This window comes from Flavobacterium esculini (assembly GCF_048284325.1).
Taxonomy (GTDB): domain Bacteria; phylum Bacteroidota; class Bacteroidia; order Flavobacteriales; family Flavobacteriaceae; genus Flavobacterium.
This window is the reverse complement of record NZ_JBLVPI010000025.1, coordinates 14,678-27,336: the sequence shown is the minus strand read 5'-3', so window position 1 is coordinate 27,336 and position 12,659 is coordinate 14,678. Positions and strand designations below refer to the sequence as shown.

The window sequence follows — 12,659 nt, the reverse complement described above, 5'->3', positions numbered from 1 at the left end:
TCAAAGCATAATTAACATGAGAACCTATAAAGCAAAAAACAGTAGCAAAAACATTTTTGCTACTGTTTAATATTTAATTTTATCTAATAATCTGTATCGTTTTTTCAGGACGGGACATTTTTAAATTAAATATTTTTATCAATACAACGTAAAGGTGAGGGATTGCAGTGGAAATCCTTTATGAAGCGCAGCGGAATAAAAGATTGCAACGGATAGTCCGACCTTTTTAGGGTACGCCCAAAATGATTTACCAAATGGTAATTGAATTTTTAAATGATGTTATTATCTAATTTTCTTCTGAAAAAGTATTTAAATTTTGGTTGTCAGGAACCCCATTTCTCATTTCATTGGAAGAAAAATATTTTTTTGATGGGGGTTTCAAATTAACCTATCTTTGCCCACTGAAAAACGCCTATATGAAGTTTGATTTATTAAAAAAAGATCCGCTGTCCAAAGCCCGAGCAGGAACTGTTACCACTGATCACGGTGTGATTGAAACCCCAATTTTTATGCCTGTAGGAACCGTTGGTTCTGTAAAGGGCGTGCATCAACGCGAATTGAAAGACGATATAAACCCGGATATTATCTTGGGAAATACCTACCATTTATACCTGCGACCACAAACCGAAATCCTGGAGAAAGCGGGTGGTTTGCATAAATTTATGAACTGGGACCGCAATATTTTGACGGATTCCGGAGGATACCAAGTGTATTCGCTTTCGGCCAATAGAAAAATTAAGGAAGAAGGGGTGAAGTTCAAATCGCATATTGACGGTTCATACCACTTTTTTACACCAGAGAATGTGATGGAAATTCAGCGTACCATAGGTGCCGATATTATCATGGCTTTTGATGAATGTACGCCGTATCCATGTGATTATAACTATGCAAAACGGTCGATGAAAATGACGCACCGCTGGTTAGACCGTTGCATCAATCATTTAGACACGCAGCCTTTTAAATACGGATACGAACAAACGTTTTTCCCAATTGTTCAAGGAAGTTGTTATAAAGATTTACGCCAACAATCAGCAGAATATATTGCAAATTCCAATCAACAAGGAAATGCGATTGGTGGACTTTCAGTAGGGGAACCAGCCGAGGAAATGTATGCGATGACCGAAATAGTTTGTGAAATCCTGCCCGAAGACAAACCCCGTTACCTGATGGGCGTGGGAACTCCAATAAATATTCTGGAAAATATTGCCCTTGGAATTGACATGTTTGACTGTGTGATGCCTACACGTAACGCCAGAAACGGAATGTTGTTTACGGCTAACGGTTCGATAAATATCAAAAACAAAAAGTGGGAAGATGATTTTTCGCCTATTGACGAAATGGGAATTACCTATGTTGATACCGAATACACGAAAGCGTATTTACGTCATCTTTTTGCTGCCAATGAATACTTGGGGAAACAAATTGCCACAATCCATAATCTTGGATTTTACATGTGGTTGGTTCGTGAAGCTAGAAAACATATCTTAGCGGGCGACTTCAGACCTTGGAAAGAAATGATGGTGAAGAATATGAGCCAGAGACTTTAAAAATGTTTAATCGTTAGTTCTGTTAAACGATTAAACAAATAACCGATTATACTTTACTATGTTAACAATAATTGACAAGTACATCTTAAAAAGATATTTAGCCACTTTTGTGGTTATGTTGTTGATGTTTATTCCTATTGGGATTATTATTGATGTTTCGGAGAAGATTAATTTCATGATTGAAAATAAGATTCCATTTATTGAAATTGCAATCTACTATTATAATTTCACGGTTTATTTTGCTAATTCATTGTTCCCAATCTTTTTATTTTTATCGATTATCTGGTTTACTTCAAAACTAGCCAATAATACGGAGATTATCGCCATTTTGAGTTCGGGGATTTCCTTTACCCGTTTTTTAAGACCTTACATTATTGGCGCTTCTATCGTTTCCGTTTTTGTTTTATTGATGGGATTTTTTGTTGTTCCCGCTGCCAGCGAAGGGTTTAATAATTTTAGATATACGTATTTAAAAACCGGTGGAAAGGAAGCGATGCGGGGAGACAACACGGATGTATACCGACAAATTAGCGATACTGAATTCATCTATGTAAACAGCTTTAATACCTTGTCAAAGACTGCATTTAATTTTTCGTTAGAAAAGTTCAATAAAGAGAAACTGGTGTATAAAATTTCGGCAAGCAGAATAAAATGGAATCCAAAGGCTAAAACCTATACCATGTTTGATTATACAAAAAGAACGGTAGGCGAAAATGGAGATAAAATTGAAAAAGCACCTCAAAAAGATACTAAGTTTAATTTTGATCTAGAGGATTTAGCCCCTGTGGTATATATTGCTGAAACACTGAATTTGAATAAACTGATTAAGTTTATCGATAAAGAAAAAAAGCGTGGTTCGTCTAATATCAATGTCTATTTAGTGGTGTTATATAAAAAATTCAGTATTCCGGTTTCGGCATTTATTCTCACCATTATTGCGGTTTCAGTTTCGTCTATGAAACGCAGAGGCGGAATGGGAATTAATTTGGCGATAGGAATTGCTCTCGCGTTTGCCTTTGTCTTCTTTGATAAAATCTTTGGGGTATTAGCCGAAAAATCAAGTATTCCTCCTATGTTGGCAGTTTGGTTACCCAATTTTGCTTTTGGAGTTTTAGCCGTTTATTTATTACGAAATGCAAAACGATAAATTAAAGTCTTATTTAAACCTGCATCTGATTGTTTTTATCTGGGGTTTTACAGCTATTTTGGGCGCTTTAATCACTATAACTGCCGATGCTTTAGTTTGGTATCGCATGTTTTTTGCCAGTGTGTTTTTATCGATTTTTATTGTATTCAAAAAGAAATCATTTAGAATTCCCCTGAAATCTTTTGTCAAATTGATTCTTGTGGGATTATTGATTGCGTTGCATTGGATATTCTTTTTCAAAGCGATTCATGTTTCCAATGTGTCCATTACGCTTTCGGTTTTCTCCTTGGGCGCTTTTTTTGCATCGGTGTTGGAACCTCTTTTTTATGGTCGAAAAGTACTTTGGTATGAAGTCTTTTTTGGACTTATCATCATTGCAGGACTGGCATTGATTATGAAAGTTGAAGTCCATTATTTAGACGGTATGTTGTATGCCTTGGCTTCAATAATACTAGGCGTTTTGTTTACACTGATGAACGGAAAACTGATAGAAAATCACGATCCTTCGGTAATCTCATTCTATGAGTTTCTGGCGGGAGTATTCTTTATTTCGGTTTACTTTTTATTTCAACAAAAATTCACATTGGATTTCTTTGTTTTAACATTCAACAATTGGGTTTTAATTTTAATTTTAGCTTCTATTTGTACGGCTTATGCATTTACTGCTTCGGTAAAAGTCATGCAAAAACTCACTCCTTATACGGTAATGCTAACGACTAATTTAGAGCCGGTTTATGGGATAGTTTTGGCCTATTTCATCCTTGGCGGAAAGGAAAAAATGAGCTTTGAGTTTTACATCGGAGCTATAATAATTGTAATCACCGTAATCCTAAACGGTGTCATTAAGCATTATCAAAAGGATGTAGGATAGAAAGTCATAAAGTAAGAAGCGTGTTGCGGCGCACGGACACTAATAAAATATGCTCATTTGATGATGGAACTCCAAAAGTAGAATATCTAAAAACCTACAATCCAGAAAATAATAACGGCAGAAAAGAAGTGTCCAAAGCGTTTAAAACAAAAATCAGCTAATTTGGTTTTATCCGATTTTTATTTCAAAAGTAAATCATAATTAATTTGTAAGTACTTGATTGTTATTGTTTAAATAAAAAATAAATATAGTTTAGGTGTCACTTAGAGGATAATTTTCGTAATTTAGAATGTACCGTTTAAGACATAAATATAAAAATTACCTTTTTGAACGATTTAAAATTTTATATTTGCGGTTCCAATTAAAAACAAAAACGCAGAAATCCTATGGAATATTTAGATTTTGAGCTTCCTATAAAAGAACTAGAAGAGCAGTTAGATAAATGTCTTGTTATTGGTCAGGAATCAGATGTTGATGTAACGAATACTTGCAAACAAATCAACAAAAAGCTAGAAGAAACTAAAAGGCATATTTATAAAAACTTGACTGCTTGGCAACGGGTACAATTGTCAAGACATCCAAGTCGACCTTATACAATGGATCACGTACGTGCTTTGTGTGGCGAAACATTCCTGGAACTTTTTGGTGACAGAGGCTTCAAAGACGATAAAGCCATGATTGGCGGTTTAGGAAAAATTGACGGACAATCTTTTATGATTGTTGGACAACAAAAAGGATTCAATACCAAGACACGTCAGTTTCGTAATTTTGGGATGCCAAATCCTGAAGGATATAGAAAAGCATTACGATTGATGAAAATGGCGGAAAAATTTGGTATTCCGGTATTGACTTTGATTGACACTCCGGGAGCATATCCTGGATTAGAAGCCGAAGAACGAGGTCAAGGTGAGGCTATTGCCAGAAACATCTTTGAAATGATTTGTCTAAAAGTGCCAATTATTACTGTTATTGTAGGTGAAGGCGCTTCTGGTGGAGCATTAGGAATAGGTGTGGGTGATAAAGTATATATGATGGAAAACACTTGGTATTCTGTTATATCTCCTGAATCATGTTCTTCTATTTTATGGAAAAGCTGGGAATATAAAGAGCAAGCTGCCGAAGCATTGAAATTGACTTCGTCTGACATGAAAAAGCAAAAATTAGTGGATGATATTATTCCTGAACCATTAGGTGGCGCGCATTACGATAGAGAGACTGCTTTCAAAACGGTAGAGCAATATATCATGAAAGGATTCAATGAATTGAAAGACTTATCAACAGAAGAATTAGTTGCCAGAAGAATGGACAAATACAGTAAAATGGGTGAATATAGAGAGTAAAATCCCACAAAATAATATTTAATCCGAAGCCTTACAGTTTCGGATTTTTTTATGGTTATAAACAAAAAATAGTTACTTATGAACAATTATTAGTAACAACTCAATGCCGATATTTTTTTAATTTTTGTTACTTTCGCTCTATGGAAAACTTCAGAAATATTAATCCTGTGAAGGTTGATAAAACTACTATAATAAGCCTTGAAAAAGGAAAATTGCAACCGCAGGTTCTCGATTTAGAAGAGGCTGTGCTTGGCGCCATGATGATTGATAAAAAAGGGGTAGATGATGTAATTGATATTTTACAGCCTGATGCTTTTTATAAAGATGCACACAAACATATTTTTGAGGCTATCGTTCAGCTGTTTACAGAAACGCAGCCTATTGACTTATTAACCGTTTCTGCCCAACTCAAGAAAAATGCAAAATTAGAATTGGCCGGGGGCGATTTTTACCTAATTCAGCTTACGCAAAAGATATCGTCTTCTGCACATATTGAGTTTCATTCCAGAATTATTCTTCAAAAATTTATCCAACGTAGTTTGATTCGAATTTCTACTGAAATTATTGAAGAATCGTATGATGAAACAACGGATGTTTTTGATTTATTGGACAGAGCCGAGTCTAAATTATACGAAGTAACACAAGGAAATATAAAACGTAGTTCTGAAACAGCCCAGAGTTTAGTTTTGCAAGCCAAAAAGCGAATCGAGGAAATTGCCGGTCAAGAAGGATTGAGTGGTGTAGCGACAGGTTTTGATAAATTAGATAAGATTACTTCGGGTTGGCAACCAAGTGATTTAATTATTATAGCGGCAAGACCAGCAATGGGTAAGACCGCATTTGTATTATCAATGGCACGAAATATGGCCATTGACTTCGGAATGCCAGTTGCCTTATTTTCCCTAGAGATGGCATCCGTTCAGTTGATCACCCGTTTGATTTCTTCTGAAACAGGTTTGTCATCGGAGAAATTGCGTACCGGAAAACTGGAAAAACACGAATGGGAACAATTGAGTACCAAAGTTAAAAATTTAGAAAAAGCACCATTGTATATTGACGATACACCGTCGCTCTCTATTTTTGACTTAAGAGCAAAAGCGAGACGTTTGGTTTCCCAACATGGTATCCGAATTATCATTGTCGATTACTTGCAATTAATGACTGCCGGTGGAAACGGAAAAGGAGGAGGAAACAGAGAGCAGGAGATTTCGACGATTTCCCGAAACCTAAAAGCATTGGCAAAGGAATTGAATGTTCCTGTAATTGCCCTTTCTCAACTATCGCGTGCGGTTGAAACCCGTGGTTCCAGTAAAAGACCATTGCTTTCTGACCTTCGTGAATCGGGTGCGATTGAGCAAGATGCTGATATTGTATCGTTTCTATACCGTCCTGAATATTACAAAATTGATGAATGGGATGATGACGAAGCCTCTCCAACTGCTGGTCAGGCGGAAATAATGATAGCAAAACACCGTAATGGTAGTATAGAAAATGTTCGTTTAAAATTTATTGGTCATCTGGGTAAATTTGATAATCTGGAAGATTACAGTGGCGGTTATGATGACTTACCGTCGAGTATGAATCAAGATGACAATCCTTTTATTACTAAAAACCTGCCATCAGCTAATGAAGCTTTTGGAAGTAACTTGAATGACCCGGACGACGACAGTGATGTACCGTTCTAAAATATAAATTTAAATCCGCTATAGCGGATTTTTTTTATGATTTTCATCGCCTAAAAACTGTTATCTTTGAAATAAAAACAGTAATGTCTTTCAAGAAGTCCCTCTATATTCTACTAATTTTTATTTCCTTTTCGGTGAAAGCTTCTTTTATTTTGTTGCCAATGGATGAAACTACGCAGCAAAATCATTTGAAGGCTTATGGAATTACCTATTGGTGTTTGGATAAAAATTACAAGGCAAGTTGGTTGCTCAATTATCGGGGAGGTTCTTTTTTACTGCCAGATGCCGAAGAAATACGTAAAGAATGTAAGATTCGGGGGGTTAGTTTTGAAATCCTTTCAGATGGTGAGGAAGCTAGAATTTTAGATGAAATTTCGAGTCCTTCGCAAAATATGGAAACAGTAGTACTAGAAAAAGCACCAAAAATAGCGGTTTATACACCCAAAGGGAAACAGCCTTGGGATGATGCAGTAACGCTGGTTTTGACTTATGCCGAAATTCCTTTTACACCTATTTATGATGAAGAAGTATTAAGTGATCAACTGTTACTTTATGACTGGTTGCACTTGCATCATGAAGATTTTACAGGACAATACGGTAAATTTTATGGTGCTTACAAAAATGCGCCTTGGTACATCGAACAAAAGAAAGATGCCGAAGCATTAGCAACTAAATTGGGCTATTCGAAAGTGTCACAAGAAAAGGGAGCTGTAGCCAAAAAAATCAGGGACTTCGTTATTGGTGGTGGATTCATGTTTGCAATGTGTTCCGCAACGGATAGTTTTGATATCGCTTTGGCTGCTGATGGTGTGGATATTTGCGAAGCTATGTTTGACGGTGATGCTAGCGATGCTAATTATCAATCGAAGATGAATTACAATAATTCGTTTGTGTTCAAAGATTTTATTTTAGAAAGAAGACCGGAGCAATATGAATTTTCGGATATTGATATGACTTCGAAAAGAAGAATTTTAATGGATAAAGATTATTTCACCTTAATGGAATTTTCGGCAAAATGGGATCCAATTCCGAGTATGTTGTGTCAAAATCATACGCAGTTAGTCAAAGGATTCATGGGACAGACGACTTCTTTTGATGCATCGCTTATAAAATCGAATATTTTGGTAATGGGAACTTGTGAACTTAATGGTGAAGCACGTTACATTCATGGCGAAAAAGGAAAAGGAATGTTCACGTTTTATGGAGGTCACGATCCTGAAGATTTTCAGCATCAGGTGGGAGATGCGCCCACGGTTCTCGATTTGCATCCCAATTCACCAGGTTATCGCTTGATTTTGAATAATGTGTTGTTTCCTGCAGCCAAGAAGAAAAAACAGAAGACTTAGTAAAAAAAAAAGAGACTTTCCGAAAAGTAATTTTCGGAAAGTCTCTTTAATTATAAACAAATCAAGTTTAGAAAATAGATTCTTATACTAAAACAGAATCTTCAATTAAAACAGATTTTACAGTTTTTACAATTCTAGCAGCAATTTTGTATGGATCACCGTTAGATGCTGGTCTTCTATCTTCCAACCATCCTTTCCATCCTTTTTGAACAGTAATTAATGGGATTCTGATTGAAGCTCCTCTATCAGAAACTCCATAAGAGAAATCATGGATAGAAGCAGTTTCGTGCTTACCTGTTAAACGTTGGTCATTATAAGCTCCGTAAACAGCAATGTGTTCTGCAGTTACAGGTCTGAATGCCTCACATATTTTTTCGTAAACTTCTTGAGAACCACATGTTCTTAATATTTCATTAGAGAAATTAGCATGCATTCCAGATCCATTCCAGTCTGTATCTCCTAATGGTTTTGGGTGGTAATCAATATAGTAACCGTATTTCTCAGTTAAACGATCTAGTAAATATCTCGCAATCCATATTTCGTCACCTGCTTTTTTAGCGCCTTGAGCGAATAATTGAAATTCCCATTGACCACAAGCAACTTCTTGATTGATACCTTCAAAGTTAATTCCGGCAGCAATACATAAATCAGCGTGCTCTTCTACTAAGCCTCTTCCGTGTGTGTTTTTGCCACCTACTGAACAGTAGTACATCCCTTGTGGTGCAGGGTATCCTCCAATTGGAAATCCTAAAGGCAATAAAGTTTTAGTATCCATAATAAAATATTCTTGTTCGAAACCAAACCAGAAATCACCATCATCATCAATAGTAGCTCTACCGTTAGAAGAGTGAGCAGTACCATCAGCATTCATAACTTCTGTCATTACCAAGTATCCATTGATACGTGTAGGATCTGGATAAATAGCAACAGGTACTAATAAACAATCAGATGAACCACCTTCTGCTTGTTTTGTAGATGAACCATCAAAAGACCAATTTCCTATTTCTTCTAATGTTCCTTTGAAATTTTCGTGTTCTTCAACTTTGGTTTTACTTCTTAAGTTTTGAGTTGGTTCGTATCCATCTAACCAAATGTATTCTAACTTTATTTTAGCCATAATAATATAAATTTATTTTCTTTTTGATAATTTTCTTTTGCAAATATAAATTAATTTGTCGATGTCGTAAAATCAGGGGGTAATTTTTATTTAATGAGGTATAATTTTTAGCATTACTTCATTTTTTTAGGGGTATATTTAAAAAAACGCAATTTTAATTAGCTATAAAAATTAAATTCACAATGCTGGTTTTTTAGTCATTAATAAATAGTTAAGATTTTTATTACTTCAAAAGTGAAATGGTTAATTTTTTTTATTTTAATTCTACGTTAAAAAAGAAAGTTAAGATATGTTAATGAGAGGATTAAAATATTACAGGAATGAATTATATTTGTATGTATTTTAAATCACGATTAATATTTAAATTTATAAATTATGTCAACACTACGTTTTCAAGCTTTGAGAGAAGCTTCAACCAGAAAGCCAGTTCAATTTGAAGAGACTGATAGAAAATCAACTATTTTTGGTGCAAATGTGTTTAATGAAAGGGCAATGAAGCAATATTTGACTTCGGATGCTTTCAAAGGAGTGCAAGGTGCCGTTCAACACGGAACTAAAATAGACAGGAAATTAGCTGATTATATAGCAATGGGAATGAAAGAGTGGGCCTTGTCAAAAGGGGTTACTCATTATACTCATTGGTTTCAACCTCTTACAGGAACAACTGCTGAAAAACATGATGCTTTTTTTGAAACATCTTATGACGGTAGTGATCCGGTAGAAAAATTTGGTGGAGCACAATTAGTACAACAAGAACCAGACGCTTCCAGTTTCCCAAATGGTGGAATTAGAAACACATTTGAAGCAAGAGGATATACAGCTTGGGATCCAACTTCTCCAGCATTTATTTATGGAACTACTTTATGTATTCCTACGGTTTTCATTTCTTACACAGGAGAAGCATTAGATAATAAAATTCCATTATTGAGAGCTTTATCTGCAATGGATGAGGCGGCTACAGAAGTATGTAAGTATTTTGATAAAAATGTAAAGAAAGTTACTGCAACCCTGGGATGGGAACAAGAATATTTCTTGATTGATAAATCGTTAGCAGATTCTCGTCCTGATCTTTTGATGACAGGAAGAACTTTGCTTGGACATACCTCTGCAAAAGGGCAACAATTAGACGATCATTATTTTGGTTCAATTCCAACACGTGCGTTAACATACATGAGGGATTTAGAGCAAGAATGTATGTTGTTAGGAATTCCGGTTAAAACACGTCATAATGAAGTGGCTCCAAATCAATTTGAATTGGCACCTATTTTTGAAGAGACTAACTTAGCAGTTGACCACAACTGTTTATTAATGGATGTAATGCAAAAAGTGGCTGAACGTCATGATTTGAAAGTATTATTCCATGAAAAACCGTTCAAAGGAGTTAATGGTTCCGGAAAACACAACAACTGGTCATTAGCAACTGATACTGGAGTAAACTTGTTGAGTCCAAGTAAAACGCCTATGAGCAATTTACAGTTCTTGACTTTCTTTATTAATACTATAAAAGCGGTAAATGATTATGAATCATTATTAAGAGGTGCAATTGCAACGGCAAGTAATGACCATAGATTAGGTGCAAATGAAGCACCACCGGCAATTATTTCTGTATTTATTGGAGAGCAATTAACCAAAGTTTTAGCTGAATTAGAAGGGGTAACTACCGGGAAATTATCTCCAGAAGAGAAAACAGATTTAAAATTAAATGTAGTAGGTAAAATTCCAGATGTGCTTTTGGATAATACAGATAGAAATAGAACCTCACCATTTGCTTTCACAGGAAATAAATTTGAGTTCAGAGCAGTAGGATCTTCTGCAAACTGTGCTAATGCAATGACGACTTTGAATACTATTGTTGCTAAACAATTGAAAGATTTTAAAATTGAAGTTGATGCTTTGATTGAATCTAAAGACATGAAGAAAGACGATGCTATCTTCAATGTTTTGAGAGAGTATATTAAAGTTTCCAAAAAAATTCTTTTTGAAGGAGACGGTTACAGTGATGAATGGGAAATCGAAGCAGGGAAAAGAGGTTTAAGCAACTTTAAAACTACTCCTGAAGCATTGAAAGCGAGAGCTTCTAAACAAGCTTTAGATTTGTTTTCTGAAATGGGAATCATGAACCACATTGAAGTGGAAGCGCGTTACGAAATTGAATTGGAAGAATACACTAAGAAAATTCAAATTGAAGGAAGAGTTTTAGGTGATATTTCTACAAATCACGTTATTCCAACTGCAATCCGTTACCAAAATACGTTGATTGAAAATGTTAAAGGGTTGAAAGATATTTTTGGAGCTGAGTTTGAAACAATTGCCAAAGAGCAAATTATATTAATCAAAGATATTTCAAGACATATTGAAGGAATCAATTCTAAAGTAGTTGAAATGACTAACGAAAGAAAGAAAGCAAACGTAATGACTGATGCTCAAGAAATGGCTGAGGCCTATTGTAATAACGTAAAGCCTTATTTTGAAGTAATCCGTGAACATTGTGATAAACTGGAGTTATTGGTAGATAATGAACTTTGGACATTGACTAAATATAGAGAATTGTTGTTTACAAAATAATAACAAACACTATTTCATGAAAATGCCTGTCAAAAACTGACAGGCATTTTTTATGGTTTAATTATAAAGATTTCTGGCTCGGATTTATAAAGTAAATAGTCATTTAAGCTTCTAATTGCTGTTTGACTTTTCTGTTATTTCATGGAGTGAAATGCTACTTTGTTTCCTTCGGAGTCAGTGAAGTGTGCCATAAAACCATTAGGTCCTATTGATGTTTTAGGCATAACAACTTTTCCGCCTGCTGCTTCAACCTTTGCAAGAGGGATGCTCAAATCATCACCACCGTTGAGATAAACTAAAGTGCCTTTGTCAGCTGGTTGATGCGTTTCACTTTCGACTAAGCTACCTCCAATTCCATGTTCCATATCTGCCGGGAAGAAAGCTGATTTCATGCCCATGGCTTCTATTGGCTGCATTTTTGCGCCTAAAACTGTTTCGTAAAAGGCTTGTGCTCTGCTTAAATTTTTTACTGGAATTTCAAACCAGTTAATTGCATTTTTCATCTTAATTTAATTTTTTTGTTTATAAAGTGTTGAATTACTGTTTTTCAAGACTTTTTTGCGGTTAAATTCTAAACACAGATTTTAAGTTCAGTTTTTTGTCTGTTGGTTTTTATTTTCATTACTGCTCTTTAAGGTCGTTCCAGACTAAACCGTTTGTTCTGCAGTTGTAGGGTCAATGGTCGCAAATACTTGACTTATGGAATTTGCTGGAAATCCACCTGCCTTTGCATGTTCGCGAATCATATCCTCGTTGGGAGCGATATACGTACAATAGATTTTGTCAGCGGTGACTTTGCTGTCGACCCATTGAATTTGGGGTCCCATTTTACCCAGTACTCCACAAGAAGTTTGTGAAATGGCTCTTAGCTGATCTTCAGTAAGCTTGCCAGCACCGGGAATTTCTCTTTCAATTACATATTTAGGCATAATGTTATGGTTTTTAGTTTCCTACTCTTATGGCTTTTCGGTAAGGGCCCCGTTTTTTTATGTGGTCGCTGGTTTCCACTTTTTTTGGTTTTCTAGGTTTTGAATTTTAATA

11 protein-coding genes are annotated in these 12,659 nt (G+C 35.3%); 8 read left to right on the top strand and 3 right to left on the bottom strand.

Features of this window, described 5'->3' with window-relative positions:
• Positions 1-416: 416 nt before the first annotated feature.
• From tgt to ACNQGG_RS16575, 7 genes are all read left to right on the top strand, one after another.
• Positions 417-1,547 (top strand): tRNA guanosine(34) transglycosylase Tgt, encoded by a 1,131-nt coding sequence (gene tgt / locus ACNQGG_RS16605; RefSeq protein ID WP_417965857.1) that lies wholly within the window; start codon positions 417-419, stop codon positions 1,545-1,547.
• Between the two features lie 58 nt (positions 1,548-1,605).
• Complete coding sequence (locus ACNQGG_RS16600) at positions 1,606-2,694, top strand: LptF/LptG family permease (protein ID WP_417965855.1); 1,089 nt, start codon at positions 1,606-1,608, stop codon at positions 2,692-2,694.
• Positions 2,681-3,565 carry a DMT family transporter gene (locus ACNQGG_RS16595; protein ID WP_417965853.1) on the top strand — a complete coding sequence of 295 codons (885 nt, stop codon included), beginning with the start codon at positions 2,681-2,683 and terminating at the stop codon, positions 3,563-3,565. The genes ACNQGG_RS16600 and ACNQGG_RS16595 overlap by 14 nt, the downstream gene beginning before the upstream one ends.
• A gap of 20 nt (positions 3,566-3,585) precedes the next feature.
• A complete protein-coding gene (locus ACNQGG_RS16590; protein WP_417965851.1) occupies positions 3,586-3,726 on the top strand; it encodes a hypothetical protein in 141 nt (46 codons plus the stop codon).
• Between the two features lie 225 nt (positions 3,727-3,951).
• A complete protein-coding gene (locus ACNQGG_RS16585) occupies positions 3,952-4,905 on the top strand; it encodes an acetyl-CoA carboxylase carboxyltransferase subunit alpha (protein ID WP_417965849.1) in 954 nt (317 codons plus the stop codon).
• Between the two features lie 140 nt (positions 4,906-5,045).
• Positions 5,046-6,590 (top strand): replicative DNA helicase, encoded by a 1,545-nt coding sequence (dnaB, locus tag ACNQGG_RS16580; protein WP_039109213.1) that lies wholly within the window; start codon positions 5,046-5,048, stop codon positions 6,588-6,590.
• An 83-nt stretch (positions 6,591-6,673) separates the two neighbouring features.
• Positions 6,674-7,936 (top strand): asparagine synthetase B, encoded by a 1,263-nt coding sequence (locus ACNQGG_RS16575; RefSeq protein WP_417965847.1) that lies wholly within the window; start codon positions 6,674-6,676, stop codon positions 7,934-7,936.
• A gap of 82 nt (positions 7,937-8,018) precedes the next feature.
• Here the strand turns inward: ACNQGG_RS16575 and ACNQGG_RS16570 are convergent, their stop codons facing one another.
• Positions 8,019-9,053 (bottom strand): glutamine synthetase beta-grasp domain-containing protein, encoded by a 1,035-nt coding sequence (locus ACNQGG_RS16570; RefSeq protein WP_416857793.1) that lies wholly within the window; start codon positions 9,051-9,053, stop codon positions 8,019-8,021.
• A 375-nt stretch (positions 9,054-9,428) separates the two neighbouring features.
• Here ACNQGG_RS16570 and ACNQGG_RS16565 point away from each other — a divergent pair, with 375 nt between their 5' ends.
• Positions 9,429-11,618 (top strand): glutamine synthetase III family protein, encoded by a 2,190-nt coding sequence (locus ACNQGG_RS16565; protein WP_416857795.1) that lies wholly within the window; start codon positions 9,429-9,431, stop codon positions 11,616-11,618.
• A 134-nt stretch (positions 11,619-11,752) separates the two neighbouring features.
• Here the strand turns inward: ACNQGG_RS16565 and ACNQGG_RS16560 are convergent, their stop codons facing one another.
• Both ACNQGG_RS16560 and ACNQGG_RS16555 read right to left on the bottom strand, forming a co-directional pair.
• A complete protein-coding gene (locus ACNQGG_RS16560; protein WP_417965844.1) occupies positions 11,753-12,121 on the bottom strand; it encodes a VOC family protein in 369 nt (122 codons plus the stop codon).
• Positions 12,122-12,265: 144 nt separating this feature from the next.
• Positions 12,266-12,547 carry a DUF4242 domain-containing protein gene (locus tag ACNQGG_RS16555; RefSeq protein WP_417965842.1) on the bottom strand — a complete coding sequence of 94 codons (282 nt, stop codon included), beginning with the start codon at positions 12,545-12,547 and terminating at the stop codon, positions 12,266-12,268.
• Between the last annotated feature and the right edge of the window lie 112 nt (positions 12,548-12,659).